The organism is Actinacidiphila sp. DG2A-62 (genome assembly GCF_035825295.1).
Taxonomy (GTDB): domain Bacteria; phylum Actinomycetota; class Actinomycetes; order Streptomycetales; family Streptomycetaceae; genus Actinacidiphila.
Map to the genome: position 1 here is coordinate 7,979,990 of NZ_JAYMGI010000002.1, position 18,779 is coordinate 7,998,768.

Below are 18,779 nucleotides of genomic sequence, written 5' to 3' on the forward strand. Positions count from 1 at the left end.
CCGGAGCCCGAGCCCGAGCCGGAGCCCGAGCCCGAGCCGGAGCCCGAGCCCGAGCCCGAGCCCGGGCCCGGCGCGCCGAAGCGCGCTTCGGGCGCCGCCGAGCCGTCGGCGCCGTGGGAGGGGACCGGGGTCGGCGCCGTCACCGGGGCCACCCCCCGGCGAGGATGCGGCGCGTCGCCGTGAGCAGGTCGGGGGCGGTGGGCCGGTCGGCGTACTCGGCCGGGCGGGTGACCGGCGTCGGCACGATCACGGCGCGCGCCCCCGCCGCCTCGGCCGCCTCCGCGTCGGCGCCGATGTCGCCGAGCACCACGCAGTCCCCGGGCCGTACGCCCAGCCGGCGCGCGGCGCGGAGCACCAGGCCGGGCCGCGGCTTGCGGCACGCGCAGCCCGCGTCCGGGCGGTGCGGGCAAACCTCCCAGACCGCGAACGGGCCGAGCAGCTCGCCCACCCGCGCGTTGACCCGCCGCACCTGATCGGCGGTCAGCAGGCCCCGGCCGACCCCCGACTGGTTGCTGACCACGCCCAGCAGCACGCCGGACGCCCGCAGTTCGCGGAGCGCCCGCGCGGCGCCGGGCATCGGCCGCACCTTCGCCGGGTCGCCGTTGTAGGGCACGTCGTGCACCAGGGTGCCGTCCCGGTCCAGCAGCACGGCCCGCGGTCGCCACACCCCCGCGGGGCCTGCCGCGACGCCCGGCGATCCCGCCGGCGGCGGGTACGCGTGCTCCGGTGGCACCACCGGCATCGCGGCCATCGGCGGCGTCACCGGTGTCGTCGCGGCCCCCACGGGCGTCGCCGGCCTCATGCCGCACCGCCCGTCCATGGACCCGCGGCGCGGTGCCGGACCCGGCCGCTCAGCCAGTGGGCGACCGCGAGCGGCGGGATCGCGCAGCTCGTCAGGACCATCGCCGCCACCTCGTCGGCGGTCCGCGGACCCGGCGCGATCCTCGCCCAGGCGAACTCCGCGGTGCCCAGCGCCCACAGCGCCGCCCATCCCGCGGCGGCCCGCCGGCGGCCGAGCGCCAGCGCGACCGGGGCCGCCGCCGCGGCCAGCGCCACCACGGCGTGCCGGGGGAGCCGGCCGCGCGGCGCACCGGCCCGCTCCCACCAGTCGGCTCCGTGCAGCCGCGTCATCAGCGCGTCGTCGGCGTTGCCGCGCTGCACCCGCACCGACACCCAGGGGTCCGCGGGCCGTACCGGGTGCAGGGTCTCCCGCCGGCCGCGGGTCAGCTCCCAGCCGGCGTCCAGCATCCGCAGCGCCAGGTCGGCGTCCTCGCGGAACGCGCGCGGGAACCGCTCGTCGAAGCCGCCGACCGCGCGCAGTGCCGCCGTCCGGTAGGCCATGTCCGCGGTGGCCCAGGCCGCGTCCTCCAGGCCCGCGGTGCCGCGCTCCCAGTCGGTGGGCCTGCGGCCGACCGGCAGCGGCACCCGCAGCCGTCCCTGGACCCCGCCCGTGCCGGGCCCCGCGCCCGCCAGGTCCGCGGCCAGGCGCCCGGCCCAGCCGGCGGTCACCCGCACGTCGTCGTCCAGGAAGACCACCCACTCGCCGTGCGCGGCACGGGCTCCGGCGTTGCGGGCGGCGGCCGGCCCGCGGCCGCCGCCGGGCACCAGCCGCAGTCGCTCCGCCAGGCCGCCGGCGGCCTCCCGCAGCGCTTCCGCGTCCGCCTGCGGCGACACGGCGCCGCCGGGCAGGTCGACGACCACGATCACCTCCGCCGGCTCCGGGGAGCCCGCCGCCGCCAGGGCGGCCAGGCAGTCGGCCAGGCAGGGGCGGGCCAGCGTCGGCACCACCACCGAGTACGCGGGCGTCCGGCCGGAGGGAGCCGTCATGAGAACGCCCTCCCGCGCCGTACCGCGAAGGGGCCGATCGCCAGCAGGCCCACCGGCGCCGAGCCGAAGCACTCCAGCGCGTCGCGGGGGCTGTCGACCATCGGCCGTCCCGCGGTGTTGAGGCTGGTGTTGACCACCGCGGGCAGCCCGGTCAGCCGCTCGAAGTGCCCGAGCATCCGCGCCACCAGCGGCTCCTCGCGGTCCTCGACGGTCTGCACCCGCGCGGTGCCGTCCACGTGGACCACCGCGGGGATCCGCCCGCGCCACGGCGGCCGCACGTCGTGCACGAAGAGCATGTACGGGCTCGGCAGCGGCCCGTCGAACACCTCGGCGGCCCGCTCCGCCCGCACCATCGGCGCCACCGGCCGGAACTCCTCGCGGCCCTTGACCGCGTTGAGCCGCTCCACGTTGTCCGCCCGGCCCGGGTGGGCCAGCAGCGAACGGTGGCCCAGGGCCCGCGGACCGTACTCGGACCGGCCCTGGAACCACGCCACCACCTCGTCGCGGGCCAGCGCCTCCGCGACGGTCCGCGCGATGTCCGGCGGGCGGACGTACGGCACCCGCGCCGCTTCCAGCACCTCCCGCAGCTCCTCCTCGCCCCAGCCGCGGCCCAGCGCGGGCGTCGGCATCGGCTCGGTCGGGTCCTTGCGCGAGGCGACGTGCAGGGCGGCGCCGAGCGCGGTGCCCGCGTCGCCGGCGGCCGGCTGCACCCACACCCGATCGAACGGCGACTCGCGCCACAGCCGGGTGTTGGCCACGCAGTTCAGGGCGACGCCGCCGGCCAGTGTGAGCACTGGCTCACCGGTCCGCTCGTGCAGCCACCCCGCGAGGTCGAGCAGCACCTCCTCCAGGCACAGCTGCGCGCTCGCCGCGAGGTCGGCGTGCTCCTGCGTCCAGGGGGCGCCGGGCGCGCGCGCCGGTACGAGGTCGGCCCACGGCACCGGTCGGGCCCTGAAGCCGCCGTCGCCGGTGCCGTGCGCGTGGGCGCGCAGCCGGTCGGCGAACCGCGGCCTGCCGTACGACGCCAGGGCCATCACCTTGAACTCGTCGCTGCTGCGCAGGAAGCCCAGGTGCTCGGTGAGGTCCTCGTAGAACAGCCCCAGCGAGTCGGGGAGCGCCTGGGAGCCGAGTACCTCCAGCGTGCCGCCGCGGTAACGGCCGGCCAGGTGGGAGGCGCACTCCCCGCGCCCGTCCAGCACCAGCACCGCGTTGTCCGGGTGCGGCGCCGCGAGCCCCGCCGAGGCGGCGTGCGCGACGTGGTGCGCGACGAAGCGCACCTTGTCCGGGTCGAGCCCGGGCAGCTCCTCGGCGAGGAAGTCCGGGGCCGCGCGCGCGTAGTCCTGCCGGACCGGGTCGTACGGGTCGTGCAGGCCCAGGTCGGCGGCGGGCCGCGCCAGGGCGGGGTCGTAGGAGTACGCCACCGCGTCGAGGTCGGCGGGGGACAGGCCGGCCTGCTCCAGGCACCAGCGGGCCGCCTGCCCGGGCAGCTCCCAGGCGGAGAACGGCACCGGGCGCTTGCCGTGCTTGCGCCGGGAGAACCGCTCCTCCTCGGCGGCGGCGACCGTGCGGCCGTCGACCACCAGGGCGGCGGACGGGTCGTGGAAGAGGGCGTTGACGCCCAGCACGCGCATCGCGGCCTCCTGCCTCAGCGCCGGCCGGCGCCGGCGGAGGGGACGCCGGTCCGTGACGCGAAATGGTCGATGGTCCGCTTGATGCCCTCGGCCCAGGGCACCCGCGGCTCCCAGCCGAGCAGCTCGTGGGCGAGCGTGGTGTCGGGGCGGCGGCGCTCCGGGTCGTCCTCCGGCCGCTCCACGTGGCAGATCCGCGAACGCGACCCGGTCAGCTCGATGATCTGCCGGGCCAGGTCCAGGACGCTGACCTCGTCGGTGCCGCCGATGTTCACCGGCCGCACCGAGCGGGTGGCGGCCACGGTCAGCACGCCCTCGACGGTGTCGTCCACGTAGCACAGCGAACGGGTCTGGCTGCCGTCGCCGGCCACCGTCACCGGGTCGCCGGCCAGCGCCTGGCAGATGAACGACGGCACCACCCGGCCGTCGTGCGCGCGCATCCGGGGGCCGTAGGTGTTGAACAGCCGCACGATGCCCGCGTCGGTGCCGTGGGTGCGGACATGGGCGGTGACCAGCGCCTCGGCGAACCGCTTGGACTCGTCGTAGACGCTGCGCGGGCCGACCGGGTTGACGTTCCCCCAGTAGTCCTCGCGCTGCGGGTGCACCAGGGGATCGCCGTACACCTCGGAGGTGGAGGCGAGCAGCAGGCGCGCGCCGTCGCGGGCCGCCAGACCCAGCGCGTTGCGGGTCCCCGTGCTGCCGACGTCCAGCGTCTGCAGCGGGTGCGCGAGGTAGTCCGCCGGGGAGGCGGGACAGGCGAAGTGCAGGATCACGTCGTACGGCCCCGGCAGCTTCCCGACGGCGCCGGGGTCGGCGACGTCGCACTCCACGAAGCGGAACCCGGGCCGTTCCTCCAGGTGCGCGACGTTGTCCCGGGACCCGGACAGCAGGTTGTCGGCGCAGTCGACTTCGACATCCGAATCCAGCAGGCGCTCGCACAGGTGGGAGCCGAGGAAACCCGCACCCCCGGTCACGAGGGCGCGCCGCCAGTCGGGGGCGGGCACGGCAAGAGACATGGCACAGCCCTTCGGGCGTGACGGTCGGGACGTCCGGCGCCGCGCCGCCGCGACGGCCTCCCGCATGGCGCGGGCGCCGGGCGGCGCTCCCTCCGCTCCGCGCGGGCCCCGCACACGGGGCGCCGCGACGCGTGGCGCGCGTACCGGTGCGCGCGGCCCCGCCAGGGGCCTGACGGGCGACGCACGTGAGGGCGGACGCACGCGGCGGGCACGGGCACGGGCAGGCCGGCGGCCTGCGACCCGTTCCCGCCGTGGGGACGCTCACGGTCCCCGGCGGAAGCGGCTGCCGAAGCCGAGCGGCGCCTGACGGGCGCCCGCGCCTTCGGCCGAGCCGGACAGTGCGGCCGCCGCAGTCCTGACGGCCGTGTCTGACGGATGCCCGGATCAGTTGTCTCTACACAGTGAATCCTGCTGGACCACCCGGCCGACCTGTCCCCCGGGCATGTCGCGGCGGCCCGGGGTAGGGGACGGCCCGCCGGCGTGCGAGGGCCCTGCGCAGGACCCGCGTCGCGTCGGGCGGGTCCGCGGGCCGCTGGACGGGGACGGGCGGCCCGCGGACCCGGGCGCGCGGGACGTGGCCGCGCGCCGCGGGTCCCGTCACGCCCGGCGGGGCCCCATGGCAGTGTGGTGCGCCGAGCGGGCGCGACGGGACGTCTCGGTGATCCCCCGACGACGGGGGCCGGTGCTCAGGCTCACGCCGAGAACACCGCCCGGGCCGCAGCGGGGGCCGAGCCGCAGCCGGGTACCCGCGGAGGCCCGGACAGACGGCGCGCGGCGCCCGAATCACCCGGACGGCCTAGGGTCGGTCCCCTTCCGGCCGAGCGCGCCCCGGCCCGCCTCCGGGCGGCCCCGTCCCCCTGATGACGGCTCGCCGCCGCCCGGCGGGCCGCCCGGGCAGCCCGCACGCGTCGGCGATTCCCCGGGCCGTGCCCGATGGCCCGCCGTTCGTTCGACTGCTCGCGCCTTTCGCGGGCACCCGCAGACGACCGGCCGGGACCACCGGGCCGGCCGCCGCCCCCGCGGCGGCGGAAGCGAGCAGACACAGCGGGACCGAGCAGCGCGGAGCCCGACCGCGGCGGAGCCGACGGCGGCGACCGGACGACGGGGAGTGAGCGATGGGCGAGGGACGCGGAACCGGGCACGGAGGCCGTGCGGCCGCCGAGGAGCAGGGCACGCAGCCGCCGGCCGCCGGACCGAACGGCGCGCGGGCCGAAGGACCGGGCGCGGACCGGGCGGGCCGACCGGATGCCGGGCCGGCCGGCGGACCGAACGCCGGGCCGGCCGGCGAAGCCGGCGCCGGGCGCGACGCGGAGCCGGACGTGGACGAGCTGCGGCGCGACGCGGAGCCGGACGCCGTCGAGCTGCGGCCCGACGGGGTCACGCGGATCATGCTGCGCCCGCTGGGCAGCAGCCTCCCGCTGGGTTTCTTCGCCTTCGGCACCGCGAGCGTGCTGCTCACCGCGCTCGAACTGCACTGGGTGCCGGAGCAGCAGACCCGTCAGGTGATGCTGCTGGTGCTGGTCTTCGTCGTGCCGCTGGAGCTGGTGGCCGCGGTCTTCGCCTTCCTGGCCCGGGACGCCGGCGCTGCCAGCGCCATGGGGGTCTTCGCCGGGGTGTGGGCGGGCGGCGCGCTGACCATGGCGATGGGCAGACCGGGGGAGACCAGCCCGGTGCTCGCGCTGTTCCTGCTGACGGTGGCGCCGGTGATGCTCGCGCTCTTCTGCGCCTCGCTGCCGGGCAAACCGGCCTTCGGCGCGCTGCTGCTGCTCGGCGCCTGCAGGTTCGTGCTGGTCGGCGCGTACGAGGCCGGCGCCCCGAACGCGGTGCAGACCGTGGCCGGCTGGTTCGGCGTGGCGCTGGGCGCGTTCGCGCTCTACGGAGGGCTCGCGCTGCTGCTGGAGGACGGCGCGCAGCGCACCGTGCTGCCGGTCGGCCGCCGCGGCCGGGCCCGGCTCTCGCTGGAGGGCGACCTCGGGCACCAGATCCACCGCACCGAACGCGAGGCCGGCGTCCGGCGGCAGCTGTGACCGTGCGCGACCGCGCGCCGTCCCCGCCGCGCGGCCCGGCGACCGGCGCCGGCCGCCCGTCCCCGGCCGTCCGCAGCCGTCCGCGGCCGTCCGCGGCAGTCCCCGGGCCGCCTGCCCGATCCGCCGGCCCGATCCGCCGGCCCGACCCGCCGGCCCGACCCGCCGGCCCGACCCGCGGGCCGGACCGGCCGGAGACCCCCGACCGAACGCGACACACACCACAGGAAAGGGAGCGTCATGAAAGCAGTCGTCTGGCACGCGATCGGCGACATCCGCCTCGACGAGGTGCCCGACCCCGGGATCCGGGACCCGTACGACGCGGTCGTGCGGATCACCACCTCCGCGATCTGCGGCACCGACCTGCACTTCGTCCGCGGCACCATGCCCGGGATGAAGGAGGGCCGGGTGCTCGGCCACGAGGCGGTGGGGGTGGTCGAGGAGGTTGGCCCCGGGGTGCGCGACCTGCGCCCGGGCGATCGGGTGGTGGTGCCCTCCACGGTGGCCTGCGGCGTCTGCTCGTACTGCCGGGCCGGCTACCACGCGCAGTGCGACAACGCGAACCCCGGCGGCCCGCTGGCCGGCACGGTGTTCTTCGGCGGCCCCGAGGCGGCCGGCGGGCTCGACGGGCTCCAGGCGGAGTACGCCCGCGTGCCGTACGCGCACGCCGGTCTGGTGCCCCTGCCGGACTCCGTCGACGACGGGCAGGCGGTGCTGCTCTCCGACATCTACCCCACGGCGTGGTTCGGCGCGAAGCTCGCCGAGGTCGCCACCGGGGACACCGTCGCGATCCTCGGCGGCGGACCGGTCGGCCAGGCCGCGGTGGCCTGTGCGCGCCTCCAGGGCGCGGGCCGGATCGTGCTCGTGGACGGGGTGCCCGACCGTCTCGACCTCGCCCGCCGCCAGCACGCGGAGACCGTCGACTTCAACGCCGAGGACCCGGTCGAGGCCATCCGCGAGCTGACCGGGGGGATCGGCGTGGACCGGGTGATCGACGCCGTCGGCGTGGACGCGCAGCGCCCCGCGCGCGGCCCCGCGGCGCCGGGCCCGAAGGAGGCGGCCGGCTTCGACCGCGAACGGGACCTGGCGGCGCCGGAGCGCGACCCGCGCGGCGACACCTGGGTCCCGGGCGACGCGCCCAGCCAGGCCGCGCGCTGGGCGGTCCAGGCGGTCGCCAAGGCCGGCACGATCGGCACGGTCGGCGTCTATCCGCCGCAGGTGGAGACGTACCCCTTCGGTGAGGCCTTCATGAAGAACCTCACGCTGAAGAGCGGCAACTGCCACCACCGGCACTACCTGCCGGAGCTCGTCTCGCTGGTGGCCACCGGCGCGCTCGACCCGACACCGCTGATCACCCGGTGGTCGGCGGCGCAGGACGCGATCAGCGCCTACGAGTCCTTCGACCGCCGCGAGAGCGGTTGGACCAAGGTCGCGCTGGGCCTCGGCGGCGAGGGCGCGATGCCGCCCGGCTCCGGCGCGTTCGCGGGAGTCGGCGCGGCCACCACGGCGGGAACGGCCGCGAGGGGCGCCGCGCCCGGCGCCTGAGAAGCCGCGCCGGCCTCGGCCTCATCCGGCCTTCGCGCACCCGGGCGTTCGCGCAGCCGGGCGTTCGCGCACCCGGGCGTTCGCGCACCCGGGCCTTCGCGCACCCTGGCCTTCGCCCGTCAGGTCCCGCCCGTCCCGCCCGCCGGCGCGCTCACCGCTCGGCCGGGGCGGGCGGGACCTGATCGCTCGGCCGGGGCGGGCGCGCCGAGCGCCTCCTCACGGATGCGCCGGCACACCCCCTGGATCAGCCGCGAGACGTGCACCTGCGACACGCCCAGGTGCGCGGCGATGGCGCTCTGCGTGCGGTCCTCGACGAACCGCAGGTACAGCACGGTGCGCTCGCGCTCGGTCAGGCCGCGCAGCGACGGCCGCACCGACTCGCGGTCCACGACCAGCCCGAGCCGCGCGTCGGGCGCGCCGAGGGTGTCGGCCAGCACGCCGATCCGCGAGCGGACCGCGCCGTTCTGCGAACGCAGCGGAGCGTCCAGGGACAGCGGGCTGAAGCTGTCCAGGGCCTCCAGACCCGCCGCGGCCTCGCGCTCGGTCAGCCCGGTGTACGCGGCGACCGCGGCGGGCTCCGGCCACTGCGTGTCCGACGCCCGGAGCATCTCAGGCAGCGCGGCGCGCACCCGCGCCCTGGCCTCCTGGACCCGTCGCGGCACGTGCACGAGCCAGGAGCAGTCCCTGAAGTGCCGTTTCAGCTCGCCCTCGATGGTGGGGACGGCGTACGTCGCGAAGGCCGCGCCGCGCTCGGGGTCGTACCGGTCGACCGCCTTGACCAGCCCGAGCGCGGCCACCTGGCGCAGGTCGTCCCACACCTCGCCGCGGTCGCGGTAGCGCGCCGCCAGCCGGTGCGCCATCGGCAGCCACTGGGTGACCAGGTCCTGGCTCAGCGCGTCACGGCGCGGCCCCGGGGGCAGCGCCGCCAGTCGCCGGAACGCCTCCTGGGTGTCCGGGGCGTCGTCGTGCGAGTGCTTGGGCCGTACGCGCGGCGGCATGGCGCAGTCGTGTCCTCGGGGCGTCGGGCGCGAGGCCGGACGGGCCGCCGGGCCCGGGGCCCGGCGCGCGCCCGCGTCCGGGGGCGTGCCTTCCGGGCCGAAGCACGACCGATGCCTCCCCGGACCCCGCCCCGGCAAACGGGACACCGCCCGAACGGCGGTACGTCCGCGACGAACCGTCCGCCGTCCGGCGGATCACGGCTCGTCGGCGACCACCCGGATCGACGCCGCCTCGGGGTCCGCGGCATCGGGGACGACCATGCCGGCCTTCACACCGCTGCGCAGGTAGTCAAGCACCGCGGCGTTCAGTCGCTCGCCGGGGAGCGCGGCCGCGATGCCGGGCGGGTACGGCGTGAGCACCTCGGCGGCCAGCCGGCCTTCGGCCTGTTCCACCGGCACCTGCTCGATCCGGCCGAAGAAGGCGTCGCGCGGCAGCATGACCTGCTCCAGCCGCAGCTCGGCCGGGTCGGGCAGGTCCACCTCGGCCGTGGGGCGCAGCTCCTCGGCGTGCGCGGCGAGGTCGGCGAAGGCCTCCACCAGCCGGTCGGCCGAGCCGGCGTCGTCGGCGTAGGTCAGCTGGGCGCTGGCCCGGCGGTGGTCGGCGACGTGCAGATTGACGCGGTGGTGGGCGCGCAGCCAGTCGGCGGCCGCGTAGCCGCTGATCTTCAGGCCGTCGAGCTCGACGAAGACCTGCAAGGGGTCCATGTCGTGGCCCAGGCCCGGGCCGCAGAAGTCGTCCCGGTCGTTGACGTGCAGGCCGTCGATCGCGGCGAGCTGTCCGCGCACCCGCCGGGACAGCGCCAGCGCGCCGTCGAGCAGCCGGCGGCCCTCCTCGGCCATCTGCCGGCGCCAGCCGTCGAGTCCGGCGTAGATCAGGACGGACGGGCTGGTGGTGCCGAGCAGGTCGGCGCGCGACTGCAGGGTGTCCGGGCCGACGCGATCACCGCGCAGGTGGAACACCGAGCCCTGCTCCAGGCCCGAGCCCATCTTGTGCACGGACGTCACGCACACGTCGGCGCCCGCGTTCATCGCCCAGGCCGGCAGGTCGGGGTGGAACGGCAGGTGCGCGCCCCACGCCTCGTCCACGATCAGCGGCACGCCGTGGTCGTGGCACACCTCGGCGATCGCGGCGAGGTCGGCGCACGTCCCGTACGGGGTCGGGCTGGTGACCAGGGCGCCGCGCGCGTCGGGGTGCTCGTCCAGCATCCGGGCGTAGGCGGCGGGGGACGGGGGGTGCGCGAGGTGCCGGCGGGCGTCCCACTGCGGATCGACCCACATCGGGCGGATGCCGGCCAGGATCAGCCCGGAGATCACCGACTTGTGGGCGTCCCGGCCCACCAGCAGCTTCTCGTGCGGGCCGGCCACCGACAGCATGGCCGCCTTGACCGACAGCGAGCTGCCGCAGGTGGAGAAGAAGGTGTGGTCCGCGCCGACCGCGTCGGCCATCAGCTCCTGGGCGTGCTCCAGCACGTGGCCGGAGGAGGTCCGGTCGTCCAGCCCGGCGACCGCGAGCACGTCCGAGGCGAACACCGCGTCGCCCAGCACGGCGCGCACCCGCGGGTCGGCCCCGCGGCCCTGCTTGTGGCCGGGCGGGGTGAAGGGCAGCTGTCCGTCGGCGTGGTACGCCGCCAGGGCGTCGAGAACGGGTGCCTGCGAGTGGTCCATGCCGGACGGCTGCCCGGCCGCGCGCGGGGGAAACGCCGCAGGCGGCGCGGCGGCAGGCGACCGGCGGCCGGTGCGGTGCGCGCGGCCGGCGCCGTGGCCGGTCCCCGTCGGGCGGTGGCGGCGGCCGGGCGTTCAGTCCCGCAGCAGTCCGGCCGCCACCCGCAGATCCGCCACGAACGCGTCGTACGCGGCCTCGCGGTCGTCCGCCCGCAGCACGGACGAGGGGTGCACGGTGGGAACCGGCCAGGCCCGCGGGGCGCCCGGCCCCTCGCCCGCCGCCGCGTCGCCCGGGGCGGGCGCGCCCAGGGCGTCGGGCGCGGGCAGCGGCAGGACCGTGCCGCGTACCGGGCCGACCCGGAACGACGGCCCGAGCAGCGCGCGACCCGCGGTCGCGCCGAGCGCCACCACCGCCTCCGGCCCGACCAGCCGCAGCTCCGCCGCCAGCCAGGGCCGACAGGCGGACATCTCCCGGAGCGTCGGCGGCTTGTGGATGCGCTGCTTCGCGCCCGAGGCGCGCCGCACCGGGGTGTACTTGAAGTGCTTGACCGCGTTCGTCACATAGGGCTTCTCGTCGGCGAGTCCCGCCTCGTCCAGCGCCTTGCGCAGCAGCCGCCCGGCAGGGCCGACGAACGGCTCGCCGTCGAGATCCTCCTTGTCCCCGGGCTGCTCGCCCACCATCATGAGCCGCGCCGACGCGGTCCCCTCGCCGAACACCGTCTGCGTCGCGTCCCGGTACAGCGGGCACCCCCGGCAGTCCCGCGCCGTCGCCCGGTGGGCCGGCAGCCCGCCGCGCTCCGGCAGATAGGGCGTCGCGTCGTAGCCCCGGCCGTTCCCGCCGTCCCCGCCGTCCTTGTCCCCGTCATCCACCACCGGCCACCTCCCGCGCTCCGGACACTCCGTGCTGAGCGGGTGCCCGCCCTGACCCGTCCCAGTCGGCTCGGGCAGGCCCCGCCGGATGTCCGGTTTGCCCGACCTGTGAGCGGGCAGGGGCTGGTACGTCAGCGGGCGCGGCGCACGGGTCCGCCGCGCGGCCGTGCCCGGAGCGAGCTTCAGGAACGGACGGCCCGTGATGCAGCAGCGAACCGCGCCGCAGGCGCGCACCAAGACCTGGACCCTGCGCATGGACATCGTGGAGGAGAACGACGACGACACCACGGTGGAGGCGGTGCTCGACACCGGCGGGCGCACGCTGCGCTGCCGCTCCACCGCCCAGCGCAGTCGGCACGATCCGCCGGCCCCGGAGGTGGGCGACGAGTACGCCGCCGGGCGCGCCCTGCTCGACCTCGGGCGGCAGCTCCTCGGGCGGGCGTCGGCCGACGCCGAGCAGAACGAGCGGTCCATGGACCGCGCCTGGCCGCTCGGCTGACGCGGGAGTCGCGACGGCGCCGGGTCCTTCGGGGGAAGGCGGCGGCCCTCCGGGAAGGCAACGGCGCCGGCGGCGGGGGCGGCCCGATGAGGGCGTCCCCGCCGCCGGCGGGCGCCGAACGGACGGGATGGCGTCGCCCGTTCAGCAGATCGGGACCGTCGGGGCCGCGACCCCGACGGTCGATCAGTAGGAGAACTGCTGGATCTGCTCGCCGTACGGCCCGAAGGTCCAGCCCGTGCGGGTGGCCGGGTCGAGCTGGAGGGCCGGTGCGGGGCCGCCGGCGGTGGCCCCGACGCCCGGGAGGGAGCGCAGGACCGTGCCCGTGGCGAGGTCGACCACGACGAGACGCCCGGTGGAGTTGTTGTCGGGCACGTACATGCCGGAGCCGAAGTAGACGGTCCCCTCGGGCGTCGCGTAGGAGAGGAGCGCGACCTTGTGCGGTCCGTCCACGGCGAGGGCCTGCGGCTTGGCGAGCCGGACCGCGAAGGGGTCGCCGACCGGTGCGCCGGTGGTGTCGTCCAGGGCGGACAGCGTGGTCGTGGGCACGAGGTTCACGCTGATCTGGGTGGCGAAGGCGTTGTAGAGCGTGCCCGCGTCGTCCGTGGCGATGCCGTGGCTGCACGCCGAGGTCGAGCCGTCGGCGGCGGTCGTGCGGGCGACCAGGTCGACGCGCGCGACCGTGGCGCCGCCCAGGCAGTTGTACGGCCCGGCCGCCTTGGTCAGGAACACCGCGCCCGAGGAGGCGTCGAAGGCCAGCAGGCCGTACGAGCCGGCCGGCACGTTCGGCGGGTCGGCGGTGATCGGCGCGCCCGCGGAGCCGGTCGCCAGGTCCACCGGCAGCACCAGATCGGCGGTCGCGCCGTGCAGCAGCAGCGCGCCGCGGCCGTGCACCGCGTCCACCCGGCCGGTGACGAAAGAGCCCTGCGCGGCGGGCAGCGCCGCCGAGCCGACCAACGCGTCCTTCGCGGTGTCCCATGTCTCCACCCGCGGGTCCGCGCCGGCCGCCGGGGTGTGCACCAGCAGGACGCGCCCCGCCGACACACCGAGCACCTCGTAGCCCGAACCGGGCCCGTCCGAGGTGATCACCGCGCCGTACCGGCCGGTCCTGGTGGAGTAGTGCCGGACCTCGGCGCCGCCGTCGGCCGTGGCGAGCGCGGCCACCGAACCGTCGCCGGCCGCCGCGAAGCTGCTCACGGTGGAGCCGGCGGGCGCCAGGCCGTCGTCGAAGGACAGCGAGGACAGCGCCGACGCCTGCCCGGTCACGTGCCCGGACCGGTCAAGCGCCAGCACCCGCACCCCGTAGGCGGTGGAGCTGCCCAGGCCCAGCGCGGCCGGGTCCAGCCGCACCGCGCCGGACGTGCCGGACAGCACCCGGTGCGCGGTCGACGGAGTGTCCACGCCGTCGTCGTCCAGCACCGTGCCGTTGGCGTTGCTGAAGGTGTTGTACGAGCCGAAGTTCGTCGGGGCGGGGGCGGAGAACTCCACCTCCGCGCCGCGCGCCCCCGGTACCGACCGCACGTCGTAGCGCAGGGTGAACCGCGGTTCGGCGCGGGTGACCTCGGCGGTGTGGGCGCTGCCTCCCTCGGCGCCGGTGAGCAGCGGCGCGGCCGGCCGCGCCGCCGCGTCGCCGCCGGCCACCCGCAGCGGCGCGAACTCGCCGTACACCACGCGCAGCGGATTGCCGCCGAAGCCGGACTGCGCGATGCCGACGCCGTACAGGCCGCCGCCGTCGTCGAAGGCGGACGCCGGGACGGTGACCGTGCCGCGCGGCGCGGTCAGCTCCTGGTGCCAGGCCGCGGTGAACAGCGGCGCCAGGTCGGGGTTCCAGTGGCCCACGGTGGACACGACCAGCTGCGGGCTCGACGTCGAGGCCACCCCGGTCAGGTCGTACGACACGGTGACCGAGTGCCCCTGCGGCACCACGGCCGGCACGCTCGGCGCGGCGGCCTCCGCGTACCGCCCGTCGCTCGGGCCGACGGTCAGGGTGCGCTGCGCGCTCGCCACCGTCCGGCCGCCGCGCAGCACGGCGTAGGACACGGTGAGCCGCCGGTCCGCGGCGGACACCACCGGGAGCCCCGCGGCGGCCAGCAGTTGGGCCGGGGTCACCCGGATCGCGGGCGTGTCGGAGCGGAACACGGTGCGCCCCACGGTGAGCGTGTACGAGGCCGGCGCGCCGCCCAGGCCGGTCACGTCGCCGGCGAAGGTCACCGGACCCACCAGGCCCTCGCCGTCACCGCCCGCGGCCATGTCGCCGAGGTCGATCCGGTCCTGGTCGGTGGTCTCCAGGAAGGTGCCGCCGAGGCTGCCGGAGGTCACCCGGTGCGCGACGGACAGCCGGACCAGCGCCGGCCGGGACGGCGCCCTGCCGCCGAGCGCCTCCTGCGCGGCGGCGGTCACGTCGATCTGCGGGCCGACGTGCAGCTCCCGGTCGATCTGCGGCGGCGTGGGCACCGCCCGCCCGGTGCGCTCCAGCACGTCGCGGACCTGCCGCGGGTCCAGGTGGCGCCCGCCGAGGCGGGCGGACTGCAGCACCACGGCCGCCGCCGCGGCGATCTCCGGCGCGGAGGCGGAGGTGCCGCCGTTCAGGGACACCGCGACGTCCTGCGCGGAGCCGCCCGCGGCGTGCGAGAGGGCGAGGATGTTGTCGCTCGGCGCGGACAGGTCCACCCGGCTGCCGAAGCCGGAGGAGAAGGTGCCGAAGCCGCTGATCCGCGTCTCGGCCGTGGTCGCCGGGCCGCCGGGGCCCTGCGCCAGGGTGTCGTCCAGGGTGCTGCCGCCGGCCGCGATGGCGCCGGTGTCGGGCACCTTCGTGGGCGTGGTGGACAGCGCGTCGTCGTCGACGGAGGTCGCCGCGGCCGCGTTCGGCGCGGTGTCGGTCGGGGTGCTGCCGCCGTCCGGGCCGACCGCCGTCGGGGTGTACAGGCGGGTGCCGTCGTTGGAGGAGATCGACACCACGATGCCGTCGCGCCGCACGATGGTCGCGACGACCGAGCGGATCACCGGGTCGTCCTCCAGGTAGCGGCCCGGCAGGCCCTGCGCGTCGGTGCCGAAGCCGAGGCTCGCGGTGATCACGTCGGGCTTCGGCGACTGGTGCGCGGCGGCCAGCAGCGCGCCGGCGATGCGGTCGGTGGTCGGCTGTTCGGGGACCACCAGCCGGTAGTCCGCGCCCGGCGCGATGCCCAGCAGGTCGGTGTAGCCGCTGCCGGTGGCGCCGGGCCGCTGCTCGTCGTGCGGGAGCGGCGACATGACGCTGAAGTCCAGCAGGACCTCGTCCAACGTCGGGTCCTGGTCCTCGGTCGAGGCGGACGCGTCGAGGCCGCCGGCGTCGGTGGCGACGTAGGTCGGGATCAGCGGCATCGACGGCAGGTCGAGGTAGCGCCTGCCGTCCTTGAGGATCGTCGTCGGGCCGTTGCCGGCCACGTACGCGTCGCCCGCGTCCGCCATGGACTGGTCGGTGAGGTCGCCGATCGAGACGTTGGTGACGGTCTCGCCCGCGCCCGGCCGCTGGCCGAAGCGGTCGCCCAGCAGCGCGTACGCGCCGACCGCGTCGACGCCGCCGGCGTTGAGGAAGGACTGCGCGGAGTCGGCGAGGGCGGCGTTGCCGGGGACCGAGGCGGAGCCCGCGGGCGTCGCCCGGGGCGCCGAGGCCGGCGGCCCCGCGGGGGCGGCGGACGGCGCGGCGCCGGCCTGCGGGGCGTGCGCCGACGGCTTGGGCGCGGAGGACGGCAGCGGCTGCGCACCGCTGTTCATGGTGGTCACATAGCGGTCGGGCTCGGCCGCCGCCACGCCGGGGCTGCCGCGCAGCGCCCGCGCCACGGCCGCCGAGTCGCGCTGCGAGGTCTGGAGCACGTAGGTGTGCGCGAGGTCGGCGGCGTCCGCCCCGAGCTGGTCGGCAGCCGCGCCGGTCAGCGCCTCGGCCGAGGCGGTGGAGACGCCGGGCAGCAGCGGGCGCAGCGACAGCGCCCCGGCGGACGCCAGGCGGGAGTTGAGCGCGGCGTCGCTCGTGACGGGGCGGCGCGCGGCCACGCGGGTGCCGGGCGTCGCCGCGCCGGTCACCGACGTCGAGGCGTCCAGGGTGACCAGGACCTGCCCCGGCACGACGCCCTGGCGCCGCGGCGCCGCGGGCGCCTTGGGCCGGCGTCCTCGCCGAGCGCGGTGAGGGCGGGGGCGGGCAGCGGCGACCGGGCGGCGCCGGCCGAGGAGCCGGGCACGGCGGACGTGTCCGCCGCGGTGGCGGCCGTGCCGGTGCCGCCCGGGGCGGGGGCGGACGGGCCCGCGGGGTGGGCCGGCGTCGCCGCTGACACCGTTGTCGGAGCGGCCACGGCGGTGGCGACGGCCGCGGCCACCGCCACCAGGACGGTGCGGGCGCGGCCGGGCGGGCCGCCCGGCAGAGGGGACCGGTGCATGGGACACCTTCCGGCGGAGGAATGCGGACGCGCAGGGGGAGCGCGGTCCCGGGTCTGCTCCGGCGCCGGGACCACGCCCTGTGGGCTGGAAGATGCCAAGGGGAGGCGATCATGTGCAAGATGTTCATACTGGCCGGGTTGTGCCAGGTGGCGACCATCGGCCACGCGAGCGCGGAGATGCAATGGACCTTGACATCCTGGGACTTGGCGCGGAAACAGAACGCGTCTACACCGCGCTGGTGGGCCGGCCGCGCAGCCGCGCCTCGGAGTTGGCCGGCGTCGTCGGCGCCAGCACCGCGGCGACCGCCAAGGTGCTCGCCGCCCTCGTCGCCAAGGACCTCGCCACCCGCGCCGGGAGCCGTCCGCCGCGCTTCACCGCCGCCCCGCCCGACGTCGCGGTCACCGCGCTGATCCAGGAGCGGCAGCGACGGCTCGACGCGGCGCGCACGCTGGTGCAGCGCCTGGCCGAGGCGCACCGCGAGGCCGGACGCATCCACGACCCGGCCATCGCGGTGGAGCTGCTCACCCACCGGGAGGACATCAGCGAGGCCGCGCACCGGCTCCTGAACAGCGCCCGCCACCAGGTGCGCGCCTTCGACCTGCCGCCGTACGTGGACCGGCCCGGCAGCAACTTCGAGCACCAGATACGGCGTCAGCGCACCGGCGTGGTGCACCGGGTGATCTACTCGCGCGACGCGGTGGCCTGGCCGGGGCGGCTGGCGCAGGACATCCTGCCGAGCGTGCGGGCCGGCGAACAGGCACGGGTGCGCGGCGAGTTGCCGCTGAAACTGGTGATCCGCGACGACGAGGCGGCGCTCATCCCGTTCAGCCTGGCCGCGGGCGGCCACTCCGCGGCGTACCTGGTCGGCCCCTCGCCGATGCTGGTCGCGCTCGCGGCGCTGTTCGAGGCGGAGTGGGACCGGGCGGTGGAGCTGGGCGCGGCTGCGGTCCCCGCCACGGCCCCTGCTCCCACCCGCACTCCGGCCCCTGCCGCCGCGCCTGTCGGGGCCCCCGCGCCTGCCTCCGCGTCCGCACCGGCCCCGGTGGCGGGTCCGGCGGCCGGGGGACCGCCGGACGAGGAGACGCGTGTGCTGCTGACCCTCCTCACCTCGGGCCTGACCGACGCGGCCATCGCCCGTACCCAGGGCTGGAGTCCGCGCACCACGCAGCGCCGCATCCAGCGCCTGATGGCCGCGCTCGGCGCCACCACCCGCTTCCAGGCCGCGCTGGCCGCCGCCCGCCGCGGCTGGGTCTGACCGCGCGCCGCTCGGCGACCGCGCGCCGCTCGGCCGCCCCGCGCCGCCTCCTCGACGTCCCCGCCGCGGCCGGCGGTATCGCTGAATTGCCCAATCCCGCCCGGGGACCCGCGTCCGGGCCCGCCGGGTGCGCGACTTCGGCACACTACGGAGGGCGAGGAACACCCACACCTACGAGGAGAGGCATTCCCATGCCGCGGATTCCCGTCCACACCGTCGACAGCGCGCCCGCAGCCAGTGGGGACACCCTGCGGGCCCTGGAGAAGCGCTTCGGCAGGGTGCTCAACATCCATGGTGAGATGGCCCATTCGCCCGTGGTCCTGCACACCTACGCCGCGATCCAGGGCGCCATCGCCGAGCACGGCACCTTCGACGCCCGTGCCCGCGAGGCGATCGCGCTGGCCGTCGGCGCGGTCGACGACTGCTCCTACTGCCAGTCCGCGCACACCATGTCGGCGAAGGCCGCGGGCTTCACCGAGGAGGAGACGGTCGCCATCCGCCGCGGCGACTCCGGCGGCGACTCCAAGCTCGACGCCCTGGTGCAGGTCGCCCGCGAGGTGGCCGGCGAGGTCGGCGACGCGTCGGACGCCGCCTGGGACAAGGCGCTGGCCGAGGGCTGGACGGACACCGAGCTGGCCGAGGTCTTCGCGCACGTGGCGGTGAACCTGTACACCAACTACTTCAACCACTACGCCCGCACCGACCTCGACGTCCCGGCCGCGCCCGGCCTGGACGGCTGACCGCCGCCGCGAACCTCCCGGCGCGCGGCCCGGACAGCCCCTCCCCGGGCCGCGCGCCGCACCCGGCCCGGCTGCGCTCCGCCGCCGCACCCGGCCCGGCTGCGCTCCGCCGCCGCACCCGGCCCGGCTGCGCTCCGCCGCCGCGCCATGGCGTTCCGTCACGCATGCCTCCGCTTCCGGCCGCTTCGGGTGCCGAATCCGCCAACTGAAGCGAACACCGCCCGCCCCGGCATTAGCCTGGTGGCCCGCTGGCTCACGAACCGTCCACGTACGCACGCAAGTTGGCACACCGTCAGCGACACCAGGCG

At 77.3% G+C, this 18,779-nt stretch carries 14 protein-coding genes; 5 read left to right on the plus strand and 9 right to left on the minus strand.

Annotated features, from left to right (window positions below):
- Positions 1-139 precede the first annotated feature (139 nt).
- Genes VSR01_RS35135 through VSR01_RS35150 form a run of 4 tightly spaced genes read right to left on the minus strand, consistent with a single transcriptional unit; the run spans position 140 to position 4,471 of the window.
- Positions 140-802: a D-glycero-alpha-D-manno-heptose-1,7-bisphosphate 7-phosphatase gene (locus VSR01_RS35135; RefSeq protein ID WP_326453016.1), complete on the minus strand. Its 663-nt coding sequence runs from the start codon at positions 800-802 to the stop codon at positions 140-142.
- On the minus strand, positions 799-1,827 hold the full coding sequence (locus tag VSR01_RS35140) for a glycosyltransferase family 2 protein (protein ID WP_326453017.1): 1,029 nt from the start codon (positions 1,825-1,827) through the stop codon (positions 799-801). Before VSR01_RS35140 ends, VSR01_RS35135 begins: the two co-directional genes overlap by 4 nt.
- A complete protein-coding gene (locus VSR01_RS35145; RefSeq protein WP_326453018.1) occupies positions 1,824-3,458 on the minus strand; it encodes a carbamoyltransferase family protein in 1,635 nt (544 codons plus the stop codon). The genes VSR01_RS35140 and VSR01_RS35145 overlap by 4 nt, the downstream gene beginning before the upstream one ends.
- Positions 3,459-3,472: 14 nt before the next feature.
- On the minus strand, positions 3,473-4,471 hold the full coding sequence (locus VSR01_RS35150; RefSeq protein ID WP_326453019.1) for a UDP-glucuronic acid decarboxylase family protein: 999 nt from the start codon (positions 4,469-4,471) through the stop codon (positions 3,473-3,475).
- 1,115 nt (positions 4,472-5,586) lie between these two features.
- Between VSR01_RS35150 and VSR01_RS35155 the strand changes: the two genes are divergently transcribed.
- The gene (locus VSR01_RS35155) at positions 5,587-6,498 is read left to right on the plus strand and encodes a GPR1/FUN34/YaaH family transporter (RefSeq protein ID WP_326453020.1); all 912 of its coding nucleotides are present in this window, start codon (positions 5,587-5,589) and stop codon (positions 6,496-6,498) included.
- Between the two features lie 237 nt (positions 6,499-6,735).
- Entirely contained in the window at positions 6,736-8,040 is a 1,305-nt protein-coding gene (locus VSR01_RS35160) for a zinc-dependent alcohol dehydrogenase (protein ID WP_326453021.1), read from the plus strand.
- 119 nt (positions 8,041-8,159) lie between these two features.
- Here the strand turns inward: VSR01_RS35160 and VSR01_RS35165 are convergent, their stop codons facing one another.
- From VSR01_RS35165 to VSR01_RS35175, 3 genes are all read right to left on the minus strand, one after another.
- Positions 8,160-9,038 carry a sigma-70 family RNA polymerase sigma factor gene (locus VSR01_RS35165; protein ID WP_326453022.1) on the minus strand — a complete coding sequence of 293 codons (879 nt, stop codon included), beginning with the start codon at positions 9,036-9,038 and terminating at the stop codon, positions 8,160-8,162.
- Between the two features lie 195 nt (positions 9,039-9,233).
- Positions 9,234-10,703 (minus strand): aminotransferase class I/II-fold pyridoxal phosphate-dependent enzyme, encoded by a 1,470-nt coding sequence (locus tag VSR01_RS35170; RefSeq protein ID WP_326453023.1) that lies wholly within the window; start codon positions 10,701-10,703, stop codon positions 9,234-9,236.
- Between the two features lie 132 nt (positions 10,704-10,835).
- On the minus strand, positions 10,836-11,570 hold the full coding sequence (locus tag VSR01_RS35175) for a UdgX family uracil-DNA binding protein (RefSeq protein ID WP_326453024.1): 735 nt from the start codon (positions 11,568-11,570) through the stop codon (positions 10,836-10,838).
- 202 nt (positions 11,571-11,772) lie between these two features.
- Between VSR01_RS35175 and VSR01_RS35180 the strand changes: the two genes are divergently transcribed.
- Positions 11,773-12,069, plus strand: a complete 297-nt coding sequence (locus tag VSR01_RS35180) for a dsRBD fold-containing protein (protein WP_326453025.1) — start codon at positions 11,773-11,775, stop codon at positions 12,067-12,069.
- 183 nt (positions 12,070-12,252) lie between these two features.
- On the opposite strand, the gene VSR01_RS35185 is transcribed toward VSR01_RS35180, so the two are convergent.
- Positions 12,253-16,167, minus strand: a complete 3,915-nt coding sequence (locus VSR01_RS35185) for a S8 family serine peptidase (protein WP_326453026.1) — start codon at positions 16,165-16,167, stop codon at positions 12,253-12,255.
- Complete coding sequence (locus VSR01_RS35190) at positions 16,122-16,475, minus strand: hypothetical protein (RefSeq protein ID WP_326453027.1); 354 nt, start codon at positions 16,473-16,475, stop codon at positions 16,122-16,124. The genes VSR01_RS35185 and VSR01_RS35190 overlap by 46 nt, the downstream gene beginning before the upstream one ends.
- 182 nt (positions 16,476-16,657) lie before the next feature.
- On the opposite strand from VSR01_RS35190, the gene VSR01_RS35195 reads away from it, so the two are divergent.
- A complete protein-coding gene (locus tag VSR01_RS35195) occupies positions 16,658-17,731 on the plus strand; it encodes a helix-turn-helix domain-containing protein (protein ID WP_326453028.1) in 1,074 nt (357 codons plus the stop codon).
- A 191-nt stretch (positions 17,732-17,922) separates the two neighbouring features.
- A complete protein-coding gene (locus VSR01_RS35200; protein WP_326453029.1) occupies positions 17,923-18,471 on the plus strand; it encodes a carboxymuconolactone decarboxylase family protein in 549 nt (182 codons plus the stop codon).
- Positions 18,472-18,779: the final 308 nt, after the last annotated feature.

Bases quoted from the DNA above. Each gene is read 5' to 3' on its own strand.
- VSR01_RS35135 (WP_326453016.1), bottom strand. From the start codon at position 802: ATGAGGCCGGCGACGCCCGTGGGGGCCGCGACGACACCGGTGACGCCG.
- VSR01_RS35140 (WP_326453017.1), bottom strand. From the start codon at position 1,827: ATGACGGCTCCCTCCGGCCGGACGCCCGCGTACTCGGTGGTGGTGCCG.
- VSR01_RS35145 (WP_326453018.1), bottom strand. From the start codon at position 3,458: ATGCGCGTGCTGGGCGTCAACGCCCTCTTCCACGACCCGTCCGCCGCC.
- VSR01_RS35150 (WP_326453019.1), bottom strand. From the start codon at position 4,471: ATGTCTCTTGCCGTGCCCGCCCCCGACTGGCGGCGCGCCCTCGTGACC.
- VSR01_RS35155 (WP_326453020.1), top strand. From the start codon at position 5,587: ATGGGCGAGGGACGCGGAACCGGGCACGGAGGCCGTGCGGCCGCCGAG.
- VSR01_RS35160 (WP_326453021.1), top strand. From the start codon at position 6,736: ATGAAAGCAGTCGTCTGGCACGCGATCGGCGACATCCGCCTCGACGAG.
- VSR01_RS35165 (WP_326453022.1), bottom strand. From the start codon at position 9,038: ATGCCGCCGCGCGTACGGCCCAAGCACTCGCACGACGACGCCCCGGAC.
- VSR01_RS35170 (WP_326453023.1), bottom strand. From the start codon at position 10,703: ATGGACCACTCGCAGGCACCCGTTCTCGACGCCCTGGCGGCGTACCAC.
- VSR01_RS35180 (WP_326453025.1), top strand. From the start codon at position 11,773: ATGCAGCAGCGAACCGCGCCGCAGGCGCGCACCAAGACCTGGACCCTG.
- VSR01_RS35190 (WP_326453027.1), bottom strand. From the start codon at position 16,475: ATGCACCGGTCCCCTCTGCCGGGCGGCCCGCCCGGCCGCGCCCGCACC.
- VSR01_RS35195 (WP_326453028.1), top strand. From the start codon at position 16,658: ATGGACCTTGACATCCTGGGACTTGGCGCGGAAACAGAACGCGTCTAC.
- VSR01_RS35200 (WP_326453029.1), top strand. From the start codon at position 17,923: ATGCCGCGGATTCCCGTCCACACCGTCGACAGCGCGCCCGCAGCCAGT.